Genomic DNA, 24,819 nt, shown 5'->3' with positions numbered 1-24,819 from the left:
CTCTATATGGTTTCGATGCTCCTCGCCAATTTCATCGGCGCCATCCTCGTCTTCGCGTTCGTGCGGTACGGCGTGCCGATCCCCGAATCGCAGGAAATCATCGCCGACCGGGTCCGCAATGTCGCGATCTTCGGTGGCTACCTCGCATTCGCCGCCGTGGTGAGTCTCACGGCCGCCGCGATGATGCTGAGGTCGGTCGTCCGCTGGCAGTTGCGTGGGGGTCCGCCGACGCGCAGCGAGCAGATGTCGGCGCTGCACGCACCGCTGCGGCAGGCGATCGTGCACCTGGTGCTGTGGATCCTCGGCGGCATCATCTTCGTGCTGCTCACCATCACCGAGATGCCGGAACTCGCCGTCGCCGTGATCGTCACCGTCTGCATGGCCGCAACCACGACGTTCGGCTTCACATACATGCTCGGCGAACGCATCCTGCGTCCCGTGGCCGCCCGCGCGCTCAGCGAGGGCGAGTTCGACCGGACCATGGCGCCCGGCGTCGGCACCCGGATGGCCATGACCTGGGGGCTCGGAACGCTGATGCCCGTCATCGGCATCATCCTGCTGTGCGTGACGCAGATAACCACCGACCTAGTGTTCTCCCCGAACGCGCTCGCGTGGGCGATCATGCTGCTGTCGATCATCGCGATCGCGCAGGCCTTCGCGCTGTCGATGCTGACGGCCAGCCAGATCTCCGACCCGATCAAGCAGCTGCGGCGGGCCATCGAACGCGTCCAGCGCGGTGCCACCGACGTCCGCGTCGAGGTGTTCGACGGCAGCGAGATCGGGCGACTGCAGGTCGGGTTCAACCGCATGATGCGCGAATCGGACGAACGGCGACTGCTGCGCGAACTGTTCGGCCAGCACGTCGGCGAGGACGTCGCGCGGCGGGCACTGCAGTTCGGTACCGAACTCGGCGGCGAGACGAGGTTCGTCGCGGTGCTGTTCGTCGACATGGTCGGCTCCACCGGCGCCGCCGCGGAGCGTCCCCCCGGCGAGGTCGTGAACCTGCTCAACGAGTTCTTCCGCGTCGTCGTCGACGTGATCGACCGGCACCACGGCTTCGTCAACAAGTTCATGGGTGACGCGGCTCTCGCGATCTTCGGCGCCCCGCTCGACCGCCCCGACGCACCGACGGCGGCGCTGGCGGCAGCCCGGGAGCTGCGGTTCGCGTTGAACGAGATCACCGGCCTCGACGTCGGCATCGGCGTCTCCGCAGGCCTCGCCGTCGCCGGCAACATCGGCGCCGCCGAACGCTTCGAGTACACGGTGATCGGCGACCCCGTCAACGAGGCGTCGCGGCTCACCGAACTCGCCAAACTCCACCCCAGCCGCGTGCTGGCCTCGACGAGTGCCCTGTATTTCGCGGACGACGACGAACAGGCGCACTGGGAACTCGGCGAACAAGTCCAGTTGCGGGGGCGGCGCCGCAACACCCATCTGGCTTGGCCGGAGGACTATCCGGAGTAATCCGCTAACCGTTGGTTACGCTGGCCAGGTGGCCCAGCCTCGATCCGACCCGCCCACTGCCGAGCCTCCTCGGCAGCGAAGTCGATACTGGTGGATCAAATGGCTACTCGGCGCCGGCCTCCTGGCCCTGCTGACCGTCGAGGGCATCTACCTGTGGCCCACGCTCAGCGACTCGTGGAAAGCACTCACCGAGATCCACTGGGGGTGGGTCGCGGCATGTATCGCAGCCCAGGCCGTCTCCCTGAGCGGGTACGGCGCAGTCCAGCAGCGCCTGCTCCAGGCGGGCGGTGTCGTCGTCAGTCAGCTGAAGTCGGTGTCGGTGATCTACGCGAGCACCGCGATGGCCGTGAGCCTGCCGGCCGGTCAGGTGTTCTCCACCGCCTTCACCTACAAGCAGACCCGCAAATGGGGTGCCACCCCCATCGTCGCGTCCTGGCAGCTGGCGATCTCCGGAGTGATCGCCGCGGGCAGCCTCGCGCTGCTCGGCGCCGCAGGCGCGTTCGCGGTGGGCACCAAGGTGAGTCCGGTCACGCTGGCGCTGTCGCTGGTGGCCGCGTTCGCCCTGTTCTACGGGCTGCGCTACATCTCACGTAATCCCGACTCGATCGAGTCGATCGGGCACTGGGTGCTGACCCGCTACAACAAGTTCCGCAAGAATCCCCCCGAGACCGGCGTCGAGCGGTGGAAGGAAATCCTGAGCCAGCTCGATTCGGTCGAGCTGAGCCGCAAGGATTCCGTCATCACGTTCGGGTGGTCGGCGGTGCACCGGCTCGCCGACGTCGCCTGCCTCGGTTTCGCGTGCTGGGCGGTGGGCGCGGAACCGTCGTTCGCGGGTCTGCTCATCGCGTTCGCCGCGGCCAAGGCCGTGGGCAGCATTCCACTGGCCCCGGGCGGGCTGGGGTTCGTCGACGGCACCCTGATCGCGACGCTGACGGCGGCGGGAGCTACCGCGTCGCAGGCCCTCGCGGCCGTGTTCGTCTACCGCGTCGTGAGCTACATCCTCGTCGCGCTCGTCGGCTGGGTGGTCTTCTTCATCCTGTTCCGGCACAACCAGCACGAGGACCTGGAGATGGACCTCGAGTTCGAGCGCCGGGAGCAGTCCTCACCGACCACCAAGCGCACGCCGCACACCGGGGACCCCGAGCCCGACTCCCAGCCGTGAGTACTTGTTAACCGCCGGCGGTTAACAAGTACTCACGGGTGGCGAAGCCGCATGAGGTGGTCGGTACTGACCCGGACGGCCTCCTCGGCGTCGCCGTCGGCGACCGCCTCGACCAGCAGTCGGTGGGCGTCCGCGTCGGGCTCGTTGTCCGCGCTCAGGTCCAGCGCCGCCGTCAGGTCGAGCATCGCTTCCCGCAGCCGCGGGACGAATGTCTCGTACAACTCGGTCAGCACCGGGTTGTGTGCGGCGACCACGACCGCGCGATGCAGCGCGATGTCTGCGTCGACGAACGCGGCAGCACTGGCCCCGGACGCCGCGGACCGCGCGTCCAGCGCCCGACGGAGCGCCGCGACATCGGACTCGTCGCGCCGGGACGCCGCCAGCCGGGCCGCCTCGATCTCGACGGTGTGGCGCACCTCGACGACGTGCCGGATCTCCTCGGTCCGGAGCACCCGGTCCCAGTCCTGCCGCGGCGACGACCTGCGGAGGAACACGCCGGCCCCCTGCCGTGACTCGACCATGCCGAGGCCCGCGAGCATCCGGACGGCCTCACGGACGGTCGACCGCCCGACGCCCAGCTCGGCCGCCAGCGTGGTCTCCCCGGGGAGCTTGGCACCGACCTCCCACTCTCCGCTCGCGATCCGCGCGCGCAGCAGGTCCGCCGCCTGGTCCGTCAGCAGGTGGCGTCGTATCGACGAGGTCACGCAAAACTCCTCAGGTTGTCTGATGAGTGATTTTCTCCTAGTCTAGCGCCGTGGCGTTCCGTGGACTTCTCCTCCGCTGCCGCGGCGGGGTCTGAAGGCCGGCACCCTGCCGCGGGGTTTCGCCGCGTCGGTCGTCTCGTGCATCCCATTTCCCAGGAGAAGACCGTCATGACCGGCACCGTCCCCACATGGAACAACCAGCAACCCTCGCCGATGCCCTCCGATCGCTACCGCGCGATCTGGGACCGCGTTCCCGTCCCCGACCTCGACCGCACCTGGCCGGCGCAACGCACTGCCACCGCCCCGCTGTGGGTGCCCGTCGATCTGCGCGACGGCAACCAGGCCCTCGCCGAGCCGATGGATCCGGAGCGCAAACGCAGATTCTTCGAACTGCTGATCTCGATCGGCTACAAGGAGATCGAGGTCGGATACCCGTCAGCGAGCCAGACCGACTTCGACTTCGTCCGCGACCTCGTGCGTCTGGACCTGGTGCCCGAGGACGTGACGATCGTCGTCTTCACCGCGGCCCGCGACGATCTGATCGCCAGGACGTACGAGTCGGTCGAGGGACTGCCGAACGTCGTGGTGCACATGTACACGGCGACGGCGCCGACGTGGCGCTCCGTCGTTCTCGGCAGGGATCGGAAAGCGCTGCACCGGTTGATCTTCGATGCAGCGCAGGAGGTGGCACGCGGCGCCGGTGACCATCCGGGCCGACGCTTCGAGTTCTCACCCGAGGTGTTCAACCTGACCGAACCGGACTTCGTGCTCGACGTGTGCAACAGCCTGACCCGGCTGTGGGACGCGAGCCCCGACCGTCCGGTGATCCACAATCTGCCCGCCACGGTGGAGGTCTCGACACCCAACGTGTATGCCGACCAGATCGAATACATGCACCGGCATCTGGAGCGGAGGGATTCGGTCATCCTGTCGGTGCACCCGCACAACGACCGCGGCACCGGGGTCGCCTGCGCCGAACTGGCGGTGCTGGCGGGTGCGCAGCGGGTCGAGGGCTGCCTGTTCGGCAACGGTGAGAGGACCGGCAACGTCGATCTGGTGACGCTGGCCCTGAATCTGCACGCGCAGGGCGTCGACCCGATGATCGACCTCTCGGACATCGACACCGTGCGGCGAACCGTGGAGTACTGCAACAGGATTCCCGTCCACGAGCGGCACCCCTACGGCGGCGACCTCGTGTACACGGCGTTCTCCGGCACCCATCAGGATGCTATCAAGAAGGGATTCGCGGAGCATCGGGCGTCCGCGGCGGCAGCCGGGCTGGATGCGGAAACCGCACCGTGGGCTGTGCCGTACTTGCCGATCGACCCGGCGGACGTGGGACGCGATTACCAGGCCGTCATCCGCATCAACAGCCAATCCGGCAAGGGCGGCATCGCGCACCTGCTGCAGAGCGAATACGGCGTCACACTGCCGCGGCGGCTCCAGATCGACTTCGCCGCGAAGGTGCAGGAGGCGGCGGACTCGTCGGGGCTCGAGATCACCGCCGAGGAACTGTGGACGCTGTTCTGCGCCGAGTACGGGTACCGGGGCGGCCTCGGCCGGTGGTCCGTCGAGCACGGCCCGGACGGCGACCGGCTGTTCGTCGTGTTCGACGTCGACGGCGTGGAAGTGTCTCGCTGGCCGTGGGTTGGGGAGCGGAGGAGTGTCGGGCGAGGCGGTCGCCACCGGCCCTGTCGAGGCGATGACCCACGTCCTCGCGTCGAAGGGCAAGGACGTCGACGTCCTCTCCCTCACCCAGCACTCGCAGAGGTCGGGCCGCGACAGCGCGGCGATCACGTTGGCGGAGTGCCGCGTCGGGGATCGGACGGTGTGGGGCATGGGCTCACATCAGTCGGTGACGGCCTCCGCGATCCGGGCGGTGTACCGAGCCGTGAGTACTTGTTAACCTCCCGCGGTTAACAAGTACTCACGGGCGGCGAAGCCGCAGAGCCTCCGCGACCACGTCCGGGCGATCCTCGGGCATCAACGTGTAGCTGTCCTCGACCTCCTGCAGTTCGGCGTGCGGGTACAGCTCGGCCAGGCGCCGGCCGTGGTCGCGGGGCATCACCTTGTCCTCGACGGCCCACAGCACGAGGACCGGACGGTCGAAGCTCCGGTTCGCTTCCGCCCACTCCCGCAGCGTCGACTTCGGCGGCACCGAGGTCGTGTACTTGCGCAGATCTCGTCGCACCAGGCGGTCGGTGGTCGCGGGCCGGAACCACCCGTCCATCACCGACTTCGGTACGGGCCGCTTGCTCATCCAGCCCCAACCAGCGGGCGCCCGGCGCATCGCCCGGAATCGCAGCGCGTGCATGGTCAACGCCAGACCACCGGGGATCGCCACCGCGAGACCGATTGCGCGACCGGGAATTCCGGGCGGATAATTGTCGAACGCCTCACACGGGGTGAGGACGAGAGCCCCGATGCGGCTCGAGTCGCCGAGGGCGATCAGCACCTGCGCGCCACCCCAGTCGTTCTGCACGAGTGTGACGTCCGCGAGGTCGAGCCGTTCGAGGAATTCGCCGATGAGCAGTCCGAGTCCGCGTAGCGAGAGGTCGGCGTCCTCGCGCATCGGAATGCGGTGCGCGCCGAGCGGGAGGTTCGGGACGATGCAGCGGAAGTCCGGGGCGAGTTGCTCCACCACGTGTCGCCACACGGTGCCGTCGATGGTCAGCCCGGAGATGAACACGAGGACGGGGCCGTCGCCCCCGGTGTCCCGGTACTCGACGGTGCCCGCGGACAGCTCGATCTGTTTCATGGCGCTCACTCCATTTGATAGATCGTTCTACTGAGAATCACGTTACGATGAGATACGCACCCAGCGCAACGGTCGGAGGGCAGGAAAGTGAACGACACGAAGGCCCGGATCCTCGGCACCAGCAGCGACCTCTTCCGCCGCAACGGCTACACCGGGACCGGCCTCAAGCAGGTCGCCACGGAGGCCCGCGCACCGTTCGGGTCGATCTACCACTTCTTCCCCGGCGGCAAACAGCAACTCGGCGAGGAGGTCATCCGCTCGTCGGGCGAGGAGTACGCCCGGCTGGTCTTCTCCATCCTCGACGCGCATCCCGACATCCTCGAAGGGATCGAGGTGGGGTTCCGGCTGGCGGGCGAGACCCTGGTGGCCACCGACTACGCGGACGCCTGCCCCATCGCCACGGTCGCGCTCGAGGTCGCGAGCACCAACGAGGTGCTTCGCGTGGCCACGGCGGACGTGTTCACGAGCTGGATCGAGTCGGGGAGCGCCCTGCTGCGCGAGCGCGGATTCGACGAGGCCGATGCGAGGCGCCTGATCCTGGGATTCGTCACCAGCCTGGAGGGGGCATTCGTCCTCGCGCGTGCACTGCGCAGCACCGAACCACTCGATGCCGCCGGCGCCACGGTCCTTGCCGCGGCACGCGCCTGCCTGCCTCCCCCCACGTGAGTGAGAAAGCGACCCAGCCACACCGCGCCACTCACCTGCGTCGTGTGACAGGCATCACATTCGGGTTGCGGAAGAAATTCTCCGGGTTCATAGTTAAAGCTACAAGAACTTGAACATTCAACTATTTGAGTCGACGCTCCGAGGAGTTCACATGACCACCGCCACCGCCACCCTGCCCAACCTCACCGCCGGAACCTGGGCCATCGACACCGTCCACTCCACCGTCGGCTTCTCCGTCCGCCACCTGATGGTCAGCAAGGTCCGCGGCACCTTCAACGACTTCACCGGCGCGATCACCATCGCCGAGGACGGCACCGCCGCCGTCACCGCCGAAATCCAGGTCGCGTCCATCGACACCAAGAACACCGACCGCGACGCCCACATCAAGTCCGCCGACTTCTTCGACGCCGAGCAGTACCCCACCGCCACCTTCACCTCCACCGCCGTCCGCGCCAAGGGCGACGACTACGTGGTCGAGGGCGAATTCACCCTCCACGGCGTCACCCGCCCCGTCGAGCTCGCCCTCGAGTTCAACGGCGTCAACCCCGGCATGGGCAACGGACCGGTCGCCGGCTTCGAAGCCACCACCGTCCTCAACCGCAAGGACTTCGGCATCACCATCGACATGCCCCTCGAAGGCGGCGGAGCCGTCGTCGGCGACAAGATCACCATCACCCTCGAGATCGAGGCCGGCCTGCAGGCCTGACCCCACCCGCACCACACGCCCCGTCATCCACCCGGACGACGGGGCGCGGTCGTGCGACGGGCATACCTGGCGGCGAACAGCACTGCCCACCCGATCGCGCCGATGAGCGCGAAGCTGATCAGCCGGTACAGCATCACGGCGGCAGTCGCCTCGTCCGCGCCCAGCCCGCCGGCGACGAACGCCACGATCAGGGCGCCGTCGACGACGCCGATCCCGCCGGGAATCAGCGGGATGCTCGACGCGGCCATGCCCGCGACGTAGGCCGTCATCGCGAGGCCGATCCCGACGTCGGTGACGCCCACCGCGCGGCACGCGGCGATCAGGCACAGCAGGTCGCCGATCCAGTTCAGTCCCGCGAACACACCGCCCAGCACCCAGTCCCGCGGGCGGGGCCGGACGAGGGACAGTTGCTCGACGAGGGCGCGGACACGTTCGACGCCCGAGGCCGCGGGTCTCCGCAGGAACGCGTTGGCCCAGCCGAGCACCCGCTCCCCCGCATGCGCGAGCAGTTCCGGTCGACGCAGCAGTTCCCGGATCGCGAAGGCGAGGCCGACGACTCCCAGGATCTCGCCGCCGACGGTGAGCGGATCGGCATGCGCCCGGACGCCGACGTTCGCCCCGAGAATTCCGAGGGCCCCGAGCGCGAGCGAACTGATGATCCCCGACGCGAGCATCGTCCAGGCGACCAGCGGCGTGCTCGCGCCCCACGTGCGCAGTCTCCTGAACGTGAATCCGGCAGACACGAGATGTCCGGCCGGGAGCGTGACGGACAGCGCGTTGGACGCGAAAGTCAGTGCGATCGAACGATGGAGTGCCACCCGGAGACCACCCGCCGCGAGCAGTTGCCGCTGCAGTCGCGCGAACGTCGTCATCGACGCGATCTCGGCGATCACCGCCAGCACGAGCCACCGCCACCGCGGGTGCAGCAACGTGCCCGACGCTCGCGCGATGTACGGACTCAACACCAGAACCTCGACGGCCAGTGCACCGGCCGCGGCGAGCGCCAACGCCGTCCTGGGTATCGAGCGCCCGCGCCACACGTCAGTGACGTTCATGGGACGCGACGCCGGTCCGCGACCGGGGTAGGTCGAGGACCCCGGCCTCGATCTCCGCGAACGCCGAATCCAGCAACGCGAGGAACCGCTGCGCGTCGTCGCCGGGCTGCCACTGCAGATACGCCGTGCGCAGGACGGCGAACGCCGTGTTGACGAGCAGCGCACTGCAGAGCGAGTCGACCTGATCCGGTCCGACCCGGGCGTCGACCCACTCCTGGACGAACTGCTGGAATCGCTCGCCGGCGGCCTTCGTCGACTGCGCGAGGTGGGGCGCCGCATCCAGTATCCGCCGTTGCACCGTGAGGGTGGCGGCGTTGTGGGCGATGTTCGCGCGGATGATCTCACGGACCGACACCCACATCGGTTCGCCGTCGGGACGCTCGTCAGCCAGCTTCTGCCACCGCTCACGGTCACCCGGTCCGGGGTCGAAGAGCAGCGCTTCCTTGGACTCGAAGTAATTGAACAGCGTGCTCTTGGACACGCGCGCCGCGGCGGCGATCTCTTCGACGCTGACGTCGTCGTAACCGCGGGTGTCCACCAGGTCGAGGGCGCACGCATGCAACGTCCGCCACGTCTCGTGCTTCTTCGCGACGCGCAGACCTGATCCGCTCTCCGCAGCCATGAATCGACCCTAACCCCAACTTGGACCAAGTACAATTTTCTCCCCGGTCCACTGTTGGTATGAGTCCACCTCTCGTCGGCAATGCGGCCCCTCTAGGCTGGCCGTGTGAAGAAGTACCTCCCCGCGCTCGCCCTGGACGTCGTCCTCGTGATCGTGTTCTGTGCCATCGGCCGCCGCAGCCACGACGAAGCCAATGCCCTGACAGGTCTGGCCACCACGGCGTGGCCGTTCCTGACCGGACTCGCGGTCGGCTGGCTCGCCACCGTCGCGCTCTACCGCGACAAGTTCGACGCGTTCCTGATCGTCCCGACAGGCATCGCGGTGTGGCTGTCGACGCTCGTGGTGGGCATGCTCTTGCGCGTCGTCAGCGGCCAGGGAACGGCGTTCAGTTTCGTCCTCGTGGCGGGCACGGTGCTCGCCGTGTTCCTCCTCGGCTGGCGTGCCGTCGCGAAGATCGTGACGAGGTCGCGCGCCACCACCCGATAGCGGCGAATCCGCCCCGACGGCACACGAACACCCGCTCGAGGTGAGACAGTTTTCCCATGAGTGACACCATCGATCCGGCCCGGGACGAGAAGCGGTCCGACCGCGGCTTCTTCGGCCAGCCGTCCGCCCTCGCGAACCTGTTCGGCGTCGAGATGTGGGAGCGATTCTCCTTCTACGGGATGCAAGGCATCCTGATCTACTACCTTTACTATTCGGCCGCCGACGGTGGCCTCGGAATCGCCGAATCGTCCGCGACCAGTATCGTCGGCGCCTACGGCGGCACGGTGTATCTGTCCACCATTCTCGGAGCCTGGATCGCCGACCGGCTCCTGGGCTCCGAACGGACCCTGTTCTACAGCGCCATCCTCGTCATGCTCGGCCACATCGCCCTCGCCGTGTTCCCGGGACTGTGGGGTGTGGGAATCGGCCTGGTCTGCGTCGCATTCGGTAGTGGCGGGCTCAAGGCCAACGCCACATCCCTCGTCGGGGATCTCTACGACGAAAACGACGAGCGCCGGGACGCCGGATTCTCCATCTTCTACATGGGGATCAATCTCGGCGCCCTCGTCGGCCCGCTGCTGACGGGCTGGGCGCAGGACTCCATCGGCTTCCACGCCGGCTTCGCGCTCGCCGCAATCGGCATGGCGCTCGGACTGATCCAGTACACACTCGGCCGCAAGCACCTCCGCGGCATCGGTGCGGAACCGCCCAATCCCCTCCCCCGCGCCCAGCGACCCAAGTGGATCGCGATCGGCGCCGCCGCGGTCGTGGTCATTGCGGCCCTGTCCCTGACCGGGGTGATCACCGCGGCCAACATGTCGGACATCGTGGTCGGCCTCACCATCGTCGCGGCGATCGGCTACTTCGCGATCATGTTGTCGAGCCGCCGCATCACGGCCGTCGAGCGCAGCCGCGTCTACGCGTTCATCCCGATGTTCATCGCCAGCGCGGTGTTCTGGTCGCTGTTCCAGCAGCAGTTCACCACCGTCGCGGTGTACTCCGACAAGCGACTCGACCGCAACCTGTTCGGCTGGGACTTCCCGCCGTCGTGGGTGCAGTCCATCAACCCGGTCTTCATCATCATTTTCGCGGGCGTCTTCGCAGCCGCGTGGACGAAGCTCGGACCTCGACAGCCGTCGTCGCCGATCAAGTTCGCGGCGGGCACCGTCATCATGGGTATCGCGTTCCTGGCGTTCATCCCGATGTCGGGTGGCGGCGCGAACAGTGCACCGCTGCTGGGTCTGGCCGGAATCCTGTTGCTGTTCACGTTCGCCGAACTGCTGCTGTCCCCGGTCGGGCTGTCGCTGTCGACCAAACTGGCGCCCGAGGCCTTCCACACCCAGATGGTGGCGTTGTTCTTCCTGTCCGTCGCCCTGGGCACCGCCATGGCGGGCACACTGGCCGGCTACTACGACGAGAACAACGAAGTCCCGTACTTCACCGCGGTCGGGCTGGGCTCGATCGCCGTCGGTGTGCTCCTCGCCATCGGCTCACCGTGGATCCGGCGTCTGATGAAGGGCGTGCACTGACGATGCACTGAGCGTCGTCTCAGCGCACCCACAACCACACGGCCAACCCGAATCCCGCGATCGCGATGACGACGCGGAGGACGGACGGTGGTATCCGCCTGACGACGGGCGGCCCGCACCAGCCACCGGCCAGGGCGCCGACCGCCATCGCGGCGGCGGCGCCCCAGTGGACGGGACCGAAGACCGCGAACCCGATCGCCGCCACCAGGTTCGCGACGCCCAGGAGGAAGCTCTTCAGGATGGTCGCGCGCCAGATCTTCTCCGAGGTGAGGATCAAGGCGATCGCCAGGAAGATCACGCCGGCGCCGGCACCGAAGTACCCGCCGTAGATGGCGACGACGAACAGCGACACCGAGTACGCGCGTGGCATGTCCCGCTCGCCCGCCAGCGCGCGGAGCCGGGGTTGCAGCAGCAGCGCCAGCGCGGCGAACGCCACCATGAACGGGACGATCGCCTCGAACGACCCCGCCGGAGCCACCAGCAGGATTCCCGCGCCGACCAGGCCGCCCGCGGCCGAGTACAGCGCCCAGCGCCACAGCTTGGGGCCGGTGTCGGCGACCTCCCGCGTCGAGTTGGACAAGGCGCCGACGCCGACCGCCACCATCGCGACCGTGTTGGTGACGTTCGCGGTCACCGGCGGCAGACCGACCGCGAGGAGTGCGGGATACGACACGATGGACGCCAGGCCGGTGACGAAGCCGACCAGTCCCGCGAAGAACCCCGCTACGACGAGAAGACCGATATCAAGCAGGGGCACAAGGTAGAAACTTACCCTTGCTCACTTACTCCCTCAGCGTGGACGGCCCCGCCCTCCAGTTCGCCGGCTTCGCCATCTCCGTGTCCTCAGTTCGCCGGCTTCGCCATCTCACGGAAGAGCATGTCGGTCATCTTCACCGCGCGGTCGCCACCGTCGGCGTCGGCGACGAAGACCGCGAAGGCCAGGTCGCCGCGTGAGCCGTAGAACCAGCGGTCGTCGCCGCTCGCACCGTTCATGCCCATGAGGTCCGGGTAGCCGTTGAGGAACGACGCCCCGCCCCGCACCACGTTGTCACGCATCATGCCGCGGAGTTGATCGTTGACGTTCGCCGGAAGCGGCTGAGCGGCCACATCGGTGGTGCCCGGCTGTCCCTGGACGATCATCGGGGCGGGCGCGCTGCCCCGCGCGATCGATGCAGCCAGCATGGCCATCCCGAACGGCGTCACGGCGGGCAGGTCGCTGTCCTTACGGTTCATCACCTGGTTCATGCCCGACTGGTCGGCGGTGAAGACGGCGGTCTGATGGTCGAGGCCCGGGATCTTGTAGTTCATGCCGAGCCCGAGCTGATTGCCTGCCTTCTCGATGTCCTCGATCGACAGCGACGACGGGTCGACGCCCTTCTGCAGTCCGGCGGCCTTCTTCACCAGGTCGAGGTTCGACCCGGCGGGATACAGGCCCTGGAACGCGATCGGCCCCTGCTCCATCGCCTGATTGTTCTGCGCGGCGGCCAGCACCGCGCCGGAGGACGGCTGGATCGCGACGATCGTCGCGGGGGTGCCGACACTGACCACGGCTTCCTCGGCTGCCAGCTGCAGGCGGGAGTCCATGGTCGCGACGATGTCCGGTCCGGGCGGGCCCTGGAACCCTGCCTGCGGGATGAGCGTGCCGTCGGGGTCCACGAGATGGACGGCCCAGCCGGCCGTGGCGTCCCGGTTGGCCTGCCACACCTTGCGCAGCGGATCCAGCAGCGGCGTCGTGATGCGCCGATCCGCCGTGATGAGTTTCGGCGTCTTGATGGTGATGACGCCGGGGATCGCGAGATCCTGCTCGAGGTACTCCCAATCCTGGTCGCGCAGCAACACGGCGGTGACCTGCTGGCCGGGCTTCTCGGCCATCTCCGCCATCATCGTGTCGGACGTCACGAGGGGTGCCACCGGCTCGAGGACCTCCGCGAGACGCCGGGTGGTCGCGACGGGATCGGGCATCGTGGCGGGATCGAGGGTGACAGAGTTGATGGTCTGCTCGTTCATGAGCAACGCACCGAACGCGTCGAAGACCCGCGGCGGAGCGGCGTCCGTCCGGTCGTAGCGGACGATACGCCCGTTGCCCAGATCGGGCGCGAGGATCGACGGATCCCAGGAGATGCGCCAGCCGACGGACAGGTTCCGCACACCACCCTGAACCTGGTAGGTCCAATCTTTGCCCTCACCGAAATGCCAAGCGGCACCGACGGTGAAGAAGCCGGAGTCCGAGCCGAGATCCATGAACTGGGTCAGGTCGAACTTGGCGTCCTCGGGTTTGAGCCCGTCGAACATCTGCTGAATCGCCGTCTCCGCGGCGTTGGGATAAGAGGTCTGCGCTGCAGCAGCGGCGGCGTCGCCCTCGTTCAGCGCATTGACGAAGTCGTCGACGACCGACTCAGCGGTCGCCTCCTCTTTCGAGAGCACACACGACGCCAGAATCACCGCCAGAACGACAGCCGACGTCAGGGCGATCACGTATCTGTTGCGGCGGCCAAGCGATCGTCCATTCCCCATGTCCACCATCTTGCTTTCAGTCACATGCGTAACAAGCACCATTTGCCTACGAAGGAGTTACGGTTGAGCCACAACTTATCCCCGAACAGCAACGCGCGAACGGGTTTATCGAAGAAAACGCCCCGCAGCCTGCACAGCAGGGGCCGAACTGTCACCTGTTGCTATAAATACGGCAAATGCTAGGTCGTCCTTGATTCCGACGAACCAGCCGTGCGCGGGTCCATTTCCCGACTCGGCCGTCCCCGTTTTGCCGAGCAGTCCCGGAATGTCCTGCAGCGCAGTAGCGGTACCGCCCGTCACAGTTTCACGCATCATCGTCCGGAGGTCGGAGGTGACGTTCGCAGGCACGGTGGGCGCCGTCTTGTCGGCTGTACCCGGTTGGCCTTGCACGATCATAGGCGACGGCGTCGAACCGTTCGCGATGGAGGCGGCCACCATGGCCATCCCGAACGGCGTCGCGGTCACCTGCCCCTGCCCGATCCCGGACTCGACGCGGGCCGCCGGACTGTCGGCGACGGGCACGTTGCCGGTCACGGTCGTCAGCCCGGGCGTCACGTAGTCGACGCCGAGCCCGAACTGCAGCGCGGCCTGCTGCAGGGCGTCGGGCGGCAAGCCGACCGCCAGCCGTCCCATGGTGGTGTTGCACGACCGCGCGAAGGCGGTGTGCAGCGGGACCGCGCCCAGGTCGAATTCGTCGTCGTTGGGGATCTGCCTGCCTTCGATGTTCTCGGTGCCGGGGCAGGGCAGGACGGTGTCCGGCGTGGCGGCACCGGCCTGCAGTGCCGCGGACGTCGTCACCGTCTTGAACGTGGATCCCGGCGGGTAGAGGCCGGTCAGCGCGATCGGCCCGAGTGCGTCGGCCGGCGCGTTCTGCGCGACCGCCAGCACCTCCCCGGTGGAGGGTCGCAGGGCGACGATCGCGGCCTGCTGCGGCACGTCGGCGAGCGCCCGCTCGGCAGCCATCTGCATCGGGAGGTCGAGGGTCGTCGCGATGTCGGGGGCGTCGGGTCCCTGCTCGCCGGCGATGCTCTTCGCCGCGCCGTCCTGGCCGACCAGCTGCACCGCCCAGCCGGCGGAGGCGTCCTGTCCCTCCTGCCACAGGTCGCCGAGGCCCGCCAGGGTGGGTGAGGCCAGCGCCTTGTCGGTGCTGAGCAGTCTGGTCTGCGGGGCCAGTGTCACTCCGGCGAGTTGCCGCAACTGCGGTTCGATGGGCGCCAGGTCCTCGGCGCGCAGCGAGATGGCCGTGACCGGCTGACCTTGGGCACCGGCCAGATCCTGCTGGAGCGAGGCGGCGGTGATCGTCGGGGCGATGGGCGAGAGCAACGCGGCCACCGCCGCGGTGTCCGCACCTGGTTCGAGGTTGACGAGCGTCACGACTTGTTGCTCGAGGATCGGCGCCCCACCCGCGGCGAGGACTTTCGGCGGCGCCCCGGTCGTGGTGGTGTACCGGACGGTGGTGTCGTCGGTGAGGCCGGGTGCGAGGACGGCCGGGTCCCAAACGATCTTCCAGTCGTCGCCTTCCTTGGTGGCGTTGCCGGTGGTGCTGTACTTCCACTCCTGCCCCGGGGCGAACGGCCACGACACGTCCATCGTGAACGTGCCGCCGTTGTCACCCGACTCCTGCACGTCGGTGCGGGTGAACGTTCCGTCCTTGTTTCCGAGCCCGTCGTACATCGCCGTGATCGCGGCGGTTGCGGCGGCCGGATCGGTGGTGAGTTCGGCGGCGGCCTGCACGTCGTCGCTGTTGAGGGCGTCGGCGAACTGCTGCGAGACGGTGTCGGGCTGGTCCGGCCCGAAGAGTCCGCAGGCGGAGAGCACGGACGCGAGGACGGCGATTCCGGCCGCTGCCTTCCGGGTGGGGGTGGGACGGATGGGGCTGTGACGAACGGTTGAGGTGCGCACGAGCTCGATCATGCCTGACGTGGTGGCGCGCTTCGAATAATCGGTGTAATTATGTAATCAGTGCTGCATCACAGTGATCGCGGCACCAGGGTCCCCAGGAGGACGCCATGAGGAACACACAAGGTCCGGGCCCCCGCCGCTTCGGCCGGCCCGGTGGATGGCAGCAGGCGGATGTCCCCGATGCGAGCGACGCGGCCGAATGGTTCACCGGCCGTCTTCCCGACGACTGGTTCACCGGCCCCGCGACCGTAGAGGTCGACCGCGAGGAGATCGTCGTGGTCGGCGAATTGCCGCCCGTCGAGTCCGCCGACTCCGGTTCGGAGGCCGCGATCGACGGACGCATCTCCCGGTTCCGCGAAACGACCCGGGGCGATCGGATGCGCATCGCCGACGAGGCCGAGAGGCGTTACGGGCGCAAGGTCGCGTGGGGCGTCAGCCTCGACGGCCACAAGACGCTGTTCACTCACCTCGCCGTGCCGGTGATGACCCGGCTCCGCCAGCCCGAACGCAAGGTTCTCGACACGCTCGTCGACGCCGGCGTGGCGCGGTCGCGGTCGGACGCGCTGATGTGGACGGTGCGCCTGGCCGGCCAGCACAGCGAACAGTGGCTCGCCGAGCTCCGCGAAGCCATGGCGAAGGTGGACGAACTCAGGGCCGACGGGCCCCAGATCTAATTCGATTGCGCGGGCATCGGCGGCGTCCTATCGTGAACGTCACCGATGCGCACCGGGCGCGTCAGACAGAGAGGAACGGTCCATTGCTCCTGACGAGGTAGTCACGCGAGTCTTCATCCGCACACACCTCGGGAGTACCCCATGGCCCAGTCATATCTGTCCCTGTCCGACCTCACGTTCACCTGGCCCGACGGCGAGCCGGTCTTCGACGGCCTCGACGCCGTCTTCGGCCCCGGACGCACCGGGGTGGTCGGTCTCAACGGTTCCGGTAAATCCACACTGCTCCGGCTGATCGCCGGGCGCCTGCACCCCGACCGCGGGTCGGTGACGGCGCAGGGCGAGGTGGCGTACCTGCCGCAGGACATCACGCTCGATCCCACGCTGAAGGTCGACCGGATCCTGGGCATCGCCGACCTCCGGGCGGCGTTGCACCGCATCGAGTCCGGCGACGGCACACCCGACGATTTCGATGCCGCGACCGGCCGTTGGGACATCGAGGAGCGGGCGGTCTCGACCCTGCACCGGCTCGGTCTCGAACGCGTGCTCGGCAGCACGTCCGACCTCGATCGCACCGTCGGCACCCTGTCCGGCGGTGAGACGGTGTTGCTCGGCCTCACCGCGCAACTGTTGAAGGAACCGGAGGTGCTGCTGCTCGACGAGCCCACCAACAACCTCGACAGCGCGTCCCGCAGCAAGCTCTACGAGGTGGTGCAACAGTTTCCGGGCACCCTGCTGGTGGTCAGCCACGACCGCGATCTGCTCGATCTCATGAATTCCGTCGCGGAGCTGCGTGGTGGTGAGATCCGCATGTTCGGCGGGAACTTCAGCGCCTACCAGGAGATCGTCGAGGCGGAGCAGGAGGCCGCGCGGTCGGCGGTGCGCGATGCCCGCAGCGATGTGCAGAAGCAGAAGCGGGAACTCGTCGACGCCCGCATCAAGATCGACCGTCGTAAGCGGTACGGGCAGAAGATGTTCGAGAACAAGCGTGAACCGAAGATCGTGATGGGGCTGCGGAAGCGTCAGGCGCAGGAATCCGCGGGAAAGCTGCGGAACAACCACATCGCGAAGGTCGACGAAGCGCGGGAGTCGTTGACGGAAGCGGAAAGTGCCCTGCGGGACGACCGGGAGGTGCGCATCGACCTCCCGGCCACGCAGGTGCACTCGGGCCAGGAGGTGGTCTCCGTCCGGGACGTGAGCCTGCTCAGCGGACAGGAGGTGTCGCTGGACGTCGTGGGCCCCGAGCGGATCGCCCTCGTCGGACGCAACGGTGTCGGCAAGACGACCCTCCTCGACGCCGTCGTGGCCGCGGGACCGCGGGTTCCGTTCAAGGCGCTGCCGCAGCGACTCGACGTGTTCGACGAATCGCTCACGGTCGCCGAGAACGTGGCCGCGGCGGCGCCTCACGCGTCGCAGGAACAGATCCGTGCCCAGCTGGCCCGGTTCCTGTTCCGGGGCAATGATTCCGACGTGCTCGCATCGGCATTGTCGGGTGGCGAACGGTTGCGGGCCGCGCTCGCGACCATCCTGCTGGCCGAACCCGCCCCGCGGCTGCTGCTGATGGACGAGCCGACGAACAACCTCGACCTGCCGAGCCTCGCCCACCTCACGCAGGCGCTCCGCAGCTACCGCGGCGCGTTGATCGTGGTCAGCCACGACCGGCAGTTCCTCCACGACATCGGCGTCACCCGGTGGCTGGAACTGACCGACGAGGCCCTTCGGACCCGTGCGGCGCCTACAAGGTGATCGCGTCGAGGCGGGTCTTGATGAAGTCCGCCGACGTGACGGGCCCGAGCCCGGCGACGGTTCCGATCGGCGGCTCGAGAGGTGTCACCTGCGCGTCGTGGTTGAGTTCGTAGAAGTAGATGAGCGACACCAGGTCTTCTTCGGGGGCGTCGGCCTGCGGCGGCAGCACGCGGTGCCGGCCCGACGGCCAGCGCTTGCCGCTCCAGTACTCGAGGAGGTCGCCGATGTTGACGGTGAGAGCGTCGGCGTCGTAGGGCGCGTCCGCCCAGCCGCCTTCGTCGGTGTACACCTGGAGTCCGCCTGCGCCGGGTTCCCGGTCCAGGACGGTGACGGTGCCGAAATCGGTGTGCGGCCCGATACGGAACTGGCCCGGTTCCGGCTCCCCCACCGAGGACATCGGCGGGTAGTGGTTGATGTTGCACGTCCACGTCGGGCGGTCCGCGAGTCCGTCGAAGGGGTTGGCGGGCAGTGCGAGTGCCGCCGAGAACAGGGCGAGGAGGTCGTCGGAGAGCCGGCGCATCGCCTCGGTGTAGGTGGTGAGGAGGGCGCGCAGGTCCGCCACTTCGGTGGGCCACACGTTGGGCTTGAACCACACGTCGTCGACGACGGGATCCCCGGTACGCGTCTCGGCCCCGATGGCGAACGTCTCCTTGAGGTCCGGAGGCGTCTCGGTGCCCTCGGCATAGCCGTTGGCCTCCATCCCGGGCCCGATCCAGCCGCGCTCGCCCACGATCGCCGAGTACCGCGCCTTCACCTCTTCCGGGAGTGCGAAGAACCGGCGCGCCGCGGCCCGTACGTCCGCGGCCAGTTCGCGGGTGACTCCGTGGCCGCGGACGAGGAGGAACCCGGCGCGCTGCAGTCCCTCGTCGACGTCCCTGGCGACGGCCGCAGCGGAGGGCCCGCCCGCCCGCCAGAGGGCGATGTCGACGGTGGCGATCGGGGTCATTCGGCTACTCCAATGTCTTCGTTCCAGAGTTCGGGCTGGTTCTCGATGAATTCGGTCATGAGGTCGATGCAGTGCTGATCGCGCAGGACGGTCACGTCCACGCCGTTCTCACGGAGCCATTCGTGACCGCCGGTGAACGTGACGCTCTCCCCCACGACGATCGCACCGATGTTGAACTGCCGGACCAGACCGCTGCAGTACCAGCACGGCGACAGGGTCGTCACCATGATCGTCGAGCGGTAGTCGCGCTGGCGCCCGGCAGCCCGGAACGCGTCCGTCTCACCGTGGACGGACGGATCGGCGTGCTGGACCCGTCGGTTGCGGCCGCTGCCCAGCAGGGATCCGTCGCCGGCGAAGAGTGCGGCCCCGATGGGTATCCCGCCCTCGCGTTTGCCGAGTTCGGCTTCGGCGATCGCCACGGTCAGCAGTTCCTCGGGGTCGAGGGCCATCCGCGCAGAGTTCACAGAGATCGACATGCCTCTACCTTCCGTCTCGGACGCCGCGACCACAACGGACACACTGTGGTAACGAACGGGCCTTAACCTGTACAGACTGTCCGCCTCCCGAGGAGGGTTCGACGATGTCGTTGACCGTGCGCGAGTTGCTCCGGAACCAGTTCGTCAGCGCGAACCCGCAGGTTCTGGCCGGGAAGTCGCAGCTCGGCCGCGCGGTGCGCTGGGTGCATTCCAGTGAGATCTACGAGATAAGCCCGCTGCTGTCCGGCGACGAGTTGCTGCTGACCACCGGGCTGGGGTTGTCCGGTGTGGATCCCGGGACGCGCAGGCACTATCTCCGCGAGGTCGGGGAACGCAATGTCGCGGGTGTGGCGATCGAGCTGGGCCGGACGTTCGACGTCGTTCCTGGTGACATGATCGAAGAGGCGGCCGCCCTGGACCTACCGCTCATCGCGCTCCGGACGGTGGTCCCGTTCATCGAACTCTGCCAGAACGCCAACACCGAGATCATCTCCCGCGAGGTGTCGGCCCTGCGGACCCAGAACGAACTGTCCCGTGTGCTGGAAGCGGAGTTGATGGCAGGCAACGGGGTGGCCCGCTTGCTCGAGCGCATCAGCGAGGCGAGCGGCTGCCCGCTGATCGTCACCAGCGGCAGCGGGGCACTGGTCGCGGCGCACGGCGTCGACGACGACCGCGCGGCCTGGGCGGCGGCCGACGCCGGAACCGTCACGGCCACCATCCATTCACGCGACGGCGCGTGGGGGACGTTGACGGCCGGCCCCGGTTCCACGATGAATTCTTCCGTGTTGCGTGCGCTGCTCGAACGATCGACGGCGTCGCTGGGGTTGGCACTGACCTACTCCGGCAGCCTCGCGGGACGTCCCCAGCGCGCCGCGGCCGCGTTGGTGTCGGACCTGCTGGACCGCAGCGACGTTCGGCAGATCGACCTCACGGTGCGAGCCGCCGCGGCGGGGTTCCATCCTGCACCGGGCAACCGGGTGGTCGCGGTCGCCATCGATTCCCCGGGTTCGCGCATCGCGACCCGGTTGCTGGATTCGGCCGCCAAACTGCTCGGGCAGCCGTGCCTGCGTGCGGAGGTGCACGCGAGCACGTTCGGCCTGATCGCGGTCCCCGCGCCCGTGGTCGACCCGGTGGGGACCGCCGTCGACTGCTTTCAGGAATCGTTGGCGTCCAACATCACCGACGGGGTGACGGTGGTGGTCGGCGATCCGTGCGACTTCGCTCCCGGGGACGTCGGCGCCGCGCTGCACACCGCCCGCTCGGGACTGCGCCTCGCGATGTCTGCCCGGCGGTCGTGGTTGGCGGGGCGGGTGGTGACGACGACACGGGAACTCGCCCCCGAACTCGCGCTCGACCGGTTACCTCCCGACGTCCGGGAGCGGATGGTCGCGACAACCATTGCGCCGTTGGTGGAGTGGGATCGAACCCATTCGAGCGACCTGGTCCGCACCCTGGAGGTGCACCTTCGGCACGGGTGCAGCGCCACCAGTTCGGCGTCGGCGCTGCATCTCGGCCGGCAATCGATGTACCAGCGCCTCGAGCGTATCCGGGCGTTGCTCGGATACGACCCGGGTTCGCCGTCGATGTACGGTTCGCTGCTACTTGCCCTGTGCGCCAATAGGTTGGCCGCGTGAGATCCTGGCACCGTTGATCGCGAAGTAGAGCGCACCGGCCAGCACGAAGCCGACGAAGAACGTGATGTCGCCGAGTTCGGGTACAGCCCGCACCACGTAGCCGACGAACTTCTCCTGGTTGGAAAACAACAGGACGGATCCGACGAGGGCGATCACGAACGCGGTCAGACCACCCCAGTTGCTGTACCCGCGGTCGTACAGAAGGTTGTCGATCCGCTGCCCGCGGCGCAGGTACTGGTCGGCGAACATGATCCCCAGCCACGGTCCGATCCAGTAGGCGACGATGAGCAGGAAGGCCTCGTAGCTCGCGGCGGCGTCGGCGAGCGCCCACCACGCCACGAGGAATCCGACGACTCCGAACATCAGGGTGACCATCGCCCGCTGAGTCTTCAGCGGCAACTTCAGTCCGATGGTCACGAAGGCCATCGACCCGGAATACACGTTGAGGGCGTTGGCGGCGACCGCCCCGAGCGCGATGGCGAGCAGCGTCAGGTTCGCCAGTGCCGAGGGAAGATTCGCGGTGAACGCGTCGGTCGGGTTGTCGGAGGACGGTGCGCCGATCGTCACGGAGGCGGCACCGACCACCGACAGTGCGACGCACGAGACGAACAGTCCGGCCGAGGCGAACAGCCCGGTGCGGACCCTCGACACGGTGGCCGGCAGATACCGCGTGTAGTCGGCGGCGTATGGCGTCCACCCGGCGGCATAGCCGAACGCCGTTCCAACGGTGAGGAGGAACCCGCCCATTCCGCCGACACCACCCTCGACCGCCGGCGCGCCCGGGTTCGACTTCGCGAGTACCACCACTGCGGTGATCGCGAAGATCACGGCCAGCACGGGGAACGCGTAACGCTCGAACGCCTGGACCAGGTTGTGCCCGAAGAACGCGAACACGGTCTGGATGACGACGATCACGAGCAGGGACGGCAGGGGCGCCAGACCGGTCAGCGTGTTGAGCGCGAACGCGCCGCTGACACTGTTGGTGGCGAACCAGCCGACGCCGCACATGATCGACATGAACGCCGCCGGAAGGGCGTTGCCCCGATAGCCGAAGCCGAGGCGTCCGAGCACCATCTGCGGAACGCCGTGCAAGGGACCTCGCGCGGACAGAACGTAGTGCGCTGCCGCCCCGAGTCCTGTTCCGAGGATGAGCCCGAGCGTCGCCTGCCAGAACGTCATCCCGAACACCGACACGGACAGGACCCCGATGAAGATCGTGGCGAACTCGAGGTTCGGCGACATCCACGTCCAGAAGAGTTGGCGTGGAGTTCCGTGGCGGACCTCGTGCGGAATGAATTCGTTTCCGCCCGGTTCGACGGCCAGGACGCGGTCGCCGTACTCGCGTTCGGCAGGCGTCGCCTCGCTGCTGGTGCCCTCGGTAATTGCCATAGAAGCACTGTGTTCGCCCAGGCCTGCAGCGACAACCGACAATGTGTCCGTCAAACGGGCTCCCGAAGCGGACAGATCGACGAGGCGGTAGTCGGCCCGGGCCTTGCGTTGGAGTGCACTCCAGGTCGTACGGTTCAGTCATGGCCACCCAGTTGGAGCAGTCGCCCGGAACGTTCGCGAGTATCTCGGAGGTCGCGGCGATCACGGGTCTCACGCAGGACACCCTGCGCTGGTACGAGCGTGAGGGGATGATCCCGACGATCGCGCGGGGTTCGGACCGTCGCCGCCGCTACAGCGAGCGGGACGTGCGGCTGATCGAACTGCTGGTGAAGCTGCGGACGACGGGCATGCCGACCAGTGACATGCAGCGTTTCGCGGTGCTGCTGGCCGGGGGCGCCGAGACCCATGAGCGGCGGTTGGCGCTGCTGCTCGCGCATCGCGAACGCATCCTCGCCCAGCAGGCGAGGCTCGACGACGCCCTGGCCACCCTCGACACCAAGGTCGATCACTACCGGGCCCTCATCGCAGGGACCGACGAGGACCCTGCCCGACAACGACGAGGAGAAGCATGACCGACATCGGTACGACAACCCTGGGCGACTCGCTCACCGTCTCCGACATGGGTTTCGGAGGAATGGCTCTCACACCCGTCTACGGCGGGGTGGAACCGGGGAAGGCGCTCGCGACACTGCATCACGCGGTAAATCTCGGAGTGAGTTTCCTCGACACCGCCGACGTGTACGGGGCCGGCGACAACGAGCGGTTGATCGCGCAGTTGCTGAGGGACCGGCGCGAGGAAGTCACGCTGGCAACCAAGTTCGGGATTGTGGGGGATCCGAGGAAGCGGAGCGAGGGCGGCGCCTCGACCCGCGGCGACCGTGCCTACGTCCACGAGTCGGTGGACGCCAGCCTGCGCCGACTCGGCATCGACACGATCGACCTCTACTACCTGCACCGCCCCGACCCGTCGGTTCCGATCGAGGACACCGTCGGTGCGATGGCCGAACTGGTGGCGGCGGGCAAGGTGCGACATCTCGGACTGTCGGAGGTGACGGCCGGGGAGCTGGCGTCCGCGCACGCGGTGCATCCCATCACGGCAGTCCAGTCGGAATGGAGCATCTGGAGCCGCGACGTCGAGGCGCGGATCGTGCCGGCGGCGGCCGCACTGGGTGTCGGGTTCGTCCCCTACTCGCCACTCGGCCGGGGGTTCCTCACCGGGACCGTCACCGGCGTCGACACCTTGGCGCCCAACGACTTCCGACGGACTCTCCCCCGGTTCGCGGCGGGCACGCTGCAGCGGAACCTCAGCGTGGTGGATGCGGTGAATTCGGTCGCAGGCGACCTGGGTGCCAGGCCCGCACAGGTTGCGCTGGCGTGGCTCTACGCGCAAGGCCGCGCGTTCGGACTTCCGGTCGTACCCATCCCCGGAACCCGCAGTGCGGAACGAGTGACGGAGAACGCCGGCGCTCTCGATATCGAACTCGATGCGGAGCAGTTGGCGGTACTGAACTCGGCCGGGGAACACGTGGAGGGTGCGCGTTCGGAGGATCTGCAGTGGGTGTCGGAGGGCCGCGACTTCTGAGTGATGCAGACTGGGCGGGTGCAGCATGCTACGAATCCCGTCGACGGTGTCCGGATCGCGTACAAGACCGTCGGGGACGGCGAGCCCCTCGTTCTCATCCACGGCACGGCGCTCTCGCACGCGATCTGGCGTGGATTCGGCTACGTCGCCGCGCTGCGTGACCGGTACCGGCTGATCCTGGTCGATCTGCGGGGCCACGGGTGCAGCGACAAGCCGCACGACGAGAGCGCGTACGCCATGGATCTGGTCAGCGGCGACGTTCTGGCGGTCCTCGATCACCTGGATCTTCCGAGCGCGCACGTGCTGGGGTATTCGCTCGGCGGCCGGGTCGCGCTGGCCTTGGCGGTCGGGGCGCCCGAACGGTTGGAGAGCCTGATCGTCGGCGGCGGCAGCAGCCGCCCGCAGGCCGGCGCGTTCGACCGCCTGTTCTTCCCGGGCTGCATCGACGTCCTCGAACGGGACGGCATGGATGCGTTCCTGGCGCAGTGGAATGCCCGGCGCTCGTGGCCGATCGACGCGGGCACCCGGGCGGCGTTCATGGCGAACGACGCGCAGGCGCTCGCCGCGTACATGCGGCGTTCCGGTGTGGAGCCGGGAGTGGACGACGACGTCCTGCGCGGGATCGCCGTCCCCACCCTGCTGTTCGTCGGTTCGAACGACGCCGAGCGGATCGGCGACACCCAGCGGGTGGCGGCGCTGATTCCCGGTGCGTCGCTGACGATCCTGCCCGGTTTCGACCACTCGACGGCGGTGGCCGCGAGCCCCGAGGTGCTCGCGGCCGTCGAGCCGTTCCTCGCCTCGGTGTGA

The 24,819-nt window shown here is 68.1% G+C and carries 22 protein-coding genes and 1 pseudogene; 13 read left to right on the top strand and 10 right to left on the bottom strand.

Going from position 1 to position 24,819, the window contains the following annotated elements:
* Positions 1–6 precede the first annotated feature (6 nt).
* Both PSR88_RS26310 and PSR88_RS26305 read left to right on the top strand, forming a co-directional pair.
* Positions 7–1,464: an adenylate/guanylate cyclase domain-containing protein gene (locus PSR88_RS26310; RefSeq protein ID WP_005258596.1), complete on the top strand. Its 1,458-nt coding sequence runs from the start codon at positions 7–9 to the stop codon at positions 1,462–1,464.
* A gap of 28 nt (positions 1,465–1,492) precedes the next feature.
* Positions 1,493–2,626 carry a YbhN family protein gene (locus tag PSR88_RS26305; protein ID WP_009478197.1) on the top strand — a complete coding sequence of 378 codons (1,134 nt, stop codon included), beginning with the start codon at positions 1,493–1,495 and terminating at the stop codon, positions 2,624–2,626.
* Positions 2,627–2,658: 32 nt separating this feature from the next.
* Here the strand turns inward: PSR88_RS26305 and PSR88_RS26300 are convergent, their stop codons facing one another.
* Positions 2,659–3,330: a FadR/GntR family transcriptional regulator gene (locus tag PSR88_RS26300; RefSeq protein ID WP_016883806.1), complete on the bottom strand. Its 672-nt coding sequence runs from the start codon at positions 3,328–3,330 to the stop codon at positions 2,659–2,661.
* A gap of 168 nt (positions 3,331–3,498) precedes the next feature.
* On the opposite strand from PSR88_RS26300, the pseudogene PSR88_RS26295 reads away from it, so the two are divergent.
* Positions 3,499–5,236 (top strand): annotated as a pseudogene (locus tag PSR88_RS26295) (2-isopropylmalate synthase).
* Positions 5,237–5,257: 21 nt separating this feature from the next.
* Here the strand turns inward: PSR88_RS26295 and PSR88_RS26290 are convergent.
* Positions 5,258–6,088 carry an alpha/beta fold hydrolase gene (locus PSR88_RS26290; protein ID WP_009478194.1) on the bottom strand — a complete coding sequence of 277 codons (831 nt, stop codon included), beginning with the start codon at positions 6,086–6,088 and terminating at the stop codon, positions 5,258–5,260.
* Between the two features lie 87 nt (positions 6,089–6,175).
* On the opposite strand from PSR88_RS26290, the gene PSR88_RS26285 reads away from it, so the two are divergent.
* Entirely contained in the window at positions 6,176–6,754 is a 579-nt protein-coding gene (locus PSR88_RS26285; RefSeq protein WP_011597383.1) for a TetR/AcrR family transcriptional regulator, read from the top strand.
* 151 nt (positions 6,755–6,905) lie between these two features.
* Positions 6,906–7,460, top strand: coding sequence for a YceI family protein (locus tag PSR88_RS26280; RefSeq protein WP_016883807.1), 555 nt, complete (start codon positions 6,906–6,908; stop codon positions 7,458–7,460).
* Positions 7,461–7,483: 23 nt separating this feature from the next.
* Here the strand turns inward: PSR88_RS26280 and PSR88_RS26275 are convergent, their stop codons facing one another.
* Together PSR88_RS26275 and PSR88_RS26270 are read right to left on the bottom strand one after the other, a co-directional pair.
* Entirely contained in the window at positions 7,484–8,515 is a 1,032-nt protein-coding gene (locus PSR88_RS26275; protein WP_237724154.1) for a YbhN family protein, read from the bottom strand.
* Positions 8,502–9,137 carry a TetR/AcrR family transcriptional regulator gene (locus tag PSR88_RS26270; protein ID WP_009478191.1) on the bottom strand — a complete coding sequence of 212 codons (636 nt, stop codon included), beginning with the start codon at positions 9,135–9,137 and terminating at the stop codon, positions 8,502–8,504. The genes PSR88_RS26275 and PSR88_RS26270 overlap by 14 nt, the downstream gene beginning before the upstream one ends.
* A gap of 105 nt (positions 9,138–9,242) precedes the next feature.
* Here PSR88_RS26270 and PSR88_RS26265 point away from each other — a divergent pair, with 105 nt between their 5' ends.
* Together PSR88_RS26265 and PSR88_RS26260 are read left to right on the top strand one after the other, a co-directional pair.
* Positions 9,243–9,623: a DUF3054 domain-containing protein gene (locus tag PSR88_RS26265; protein ID WP_009478190.1), complete on the top strand. Its 381-nt coding sequence runs from the start codon at positions 9,243–9,245 to the stop codon at positions 9,621–9,623.
* 56 nt (positions 9,624–9,679) lie between these two features.
* Positions 9,680–11,152, top strand: coding sequence for a peptide MFS transporter (locus PSR88_RS26260; RefSeq protein ID WP_009478189.1), 1,473 nt, complete (start codon positions 9,680–9,682; stop codon positions 11,150–11,152).
* Between the two features lie 19 nt (positions 11,153–11,171).
* On the opposite strand, the gene PSR88_RS26255 is transcribed toward PSR88_RS26260, so the two are convergent.
* From PSR88_RS26255 to PSR88_RS26245, 3 genes are all read right to left on the bottom strand, one after another.
* Positions 11,172–11,909, bottom strand: coding sequence for a sulfite exporter TauE/SafE family protein (locus PSR88_RS26255; protein WP_011597381.1), 738 nt, complete (start codon positions 11,907–11,909; stop codon positions 11,172–11,174).
* Between the two features lie 86 nt (positions 11,910–11,995).
* A complete protein-coding gene (locus PSR88_RS26250; protein WP_009478187.1) occupies positions 11,996–13,675 on the bottom strand; it encodes an NTF2-like N-terminal transpeptidase domain-containing protein in 1,680 nt (559 codons plus the stop codon).
* Between the two features lie 96 nt (positions 13,676–13,771).
* Positions 13,772–15,580: a penicillin-binding transpeptidase domain-containing protein gene (locus PSR88_RS26245; protein ID WP_016883809.1), complete on the bottom strand. Its 1,809-nt coding sequence runs from the start codon at positions 15,578–15,580 to the stop codon at positions 13,772–13,774.
* A 95-nt stretch (positions 15,581–15,675) separates the two neighbouring features.
* Here PSR88_RS26245 and PSR88_RS26240 point away from each other — a divergent pair, with 95 nt between their 5' ends.
* Positions 15,676–16,242 (top strand): hypothetical protein, encoded by a 567-nt coding sequence (locus PSR88_RS26240; protein ID WP_009478185.1) that lies wholly within the window; start codon positions 15,676–15,678, stop codon positions 16,240–16,242.
* A 141-nt stretch (positions 16,243–16,383) separates the two neighbouring features.
* Complete coding sequence (locus PSR88_RS26235) at positions 16,384–17,985, top strand: ABC-F family ATP-binding cassette domain-containing protein (protein WP_016883810.1); 1,602 nt, start codon at positions 16,384–16,386, stop codon at positions 17,983–17,985.
* On the opposite strand, the gene PSR88_RS26230 is transcribed toward PSR88_RS26235, so the two are convergent.
* Entirely contained in the window at positions 17,975–18,931 is a 957-nt protein-coding gene (locus PSR88_RS26230) for an isopenicillin N synthase family dioxygenase (RefSeq protein WP_009478183.1), read from the bottom strand. The genes PSR88_RS26235 and PSR88_RS26230 overlap by 11 nt on opposite strands.
* Positions 18,928–19,407, bottom strand: a complete 480-nt coding sequence (locus tag PSR88_RS26225) for a nucleoside deaminase (protein ID WP_016883811.1) — start codon at positions 19,405–19,407, stop codon at positions 18,928–18,930. Before PSR88_RS26225 ends, PSR88_RS26230 begins: the two co-directional genes overlap by 4 nt.
* Positions 19,408–19,511: 104 nt before the next feature.
* On the opposite strand from PSR88_RS26225, the gene PSR88_RS26220 reads away from it, so the two are divergent.
* Positions 19,512–21,041, top strand: coding sequence for a PucR family transcriptional regulator (locus tag PSR88_RS26220; protein WP_016883812.1), 1,530 nt, complete (start codon positions 19,512–19,514; stop codon positions 21,039–21,041).
* On the opposite strand, the gene PSR88_RS26215 is transcribed toward PSR88_RS26220, so the two are convergent.
* A complete protein-coding gene (locus PSR88_RS26215) occupies positions 21,006–22,430 on the bottom strand; it encodes a purine-cytosine permease family protein (protein WP_016883813.1) in 1,425 nt (474 codons plus the stop codon). The two genes, PSR88_RS26220 and PSR88_RS26215, sit on opposite strands and share 36 nt — an antisense overlap.
* Positions 22,431–22,570: 140 nt before the next feature.
* Here PSR88_RS26215 and PSR88_RS26210 point away from each other — a divergent pair, with 140 nt between their 5' ends.
* The 3 genes from PSR88_RS26210 to PSR88_RS26200 are packed head-to-tail and all read left to right on the top strand — an operon-like array spanning position 22,571 to position 24,819.
* Positions 22,571–23,002, top strand: a complete 432-nt coding sequence (locus PSR88_RS26210; protein ID WP_016883814.1) for a MerR family transcriptional regulator — start codon at positions 22,571–22,573, stop codon at positions 23,000–23,002.
* Positions 22,999–24,012 carry an aldo/keto reductase gene (locus tag PSR88_RS26205; RefSeq protein WP_016883815.1) on the top strand — a complete coding sequence of 338 codons (1,014 nt, stop codon included), beginning with the start codon at positions 22,999–23,001 and terminating at the stop codon, positions 24,010–24,012. The genes PSR88_RS26210 and PSR88_RS26205 overlap by 4 nt, the downstream gene beginning before the upstream one ends.
* A complete protein-coding gene (locus PSR88_RS26200) occupies positions 24,013–24,819 on the top strand; it encodes an alpha/beta fold hydrolase (RefSeq protein WP_016883816.1) in 807 nt (268 codons plus the stop codon).

The sequence above is a fragment of the Rhodococcus sp. DK176 genome (assembly GCF_038447315.2).
GTDB classification, from domain to species: domain Bacteria; phylum Actinomycetota; class Actinomycetes; order Mycobacteriales; family Mycobacteriaceae; genus Rhodococcus_F; species Rhodococcus_F jostii_A.
The sequence above is the reverse complement of the archived record's forward strand: the minus strand, read 5'-3'. Positions and strand labels throughout refer to the sequence as shown.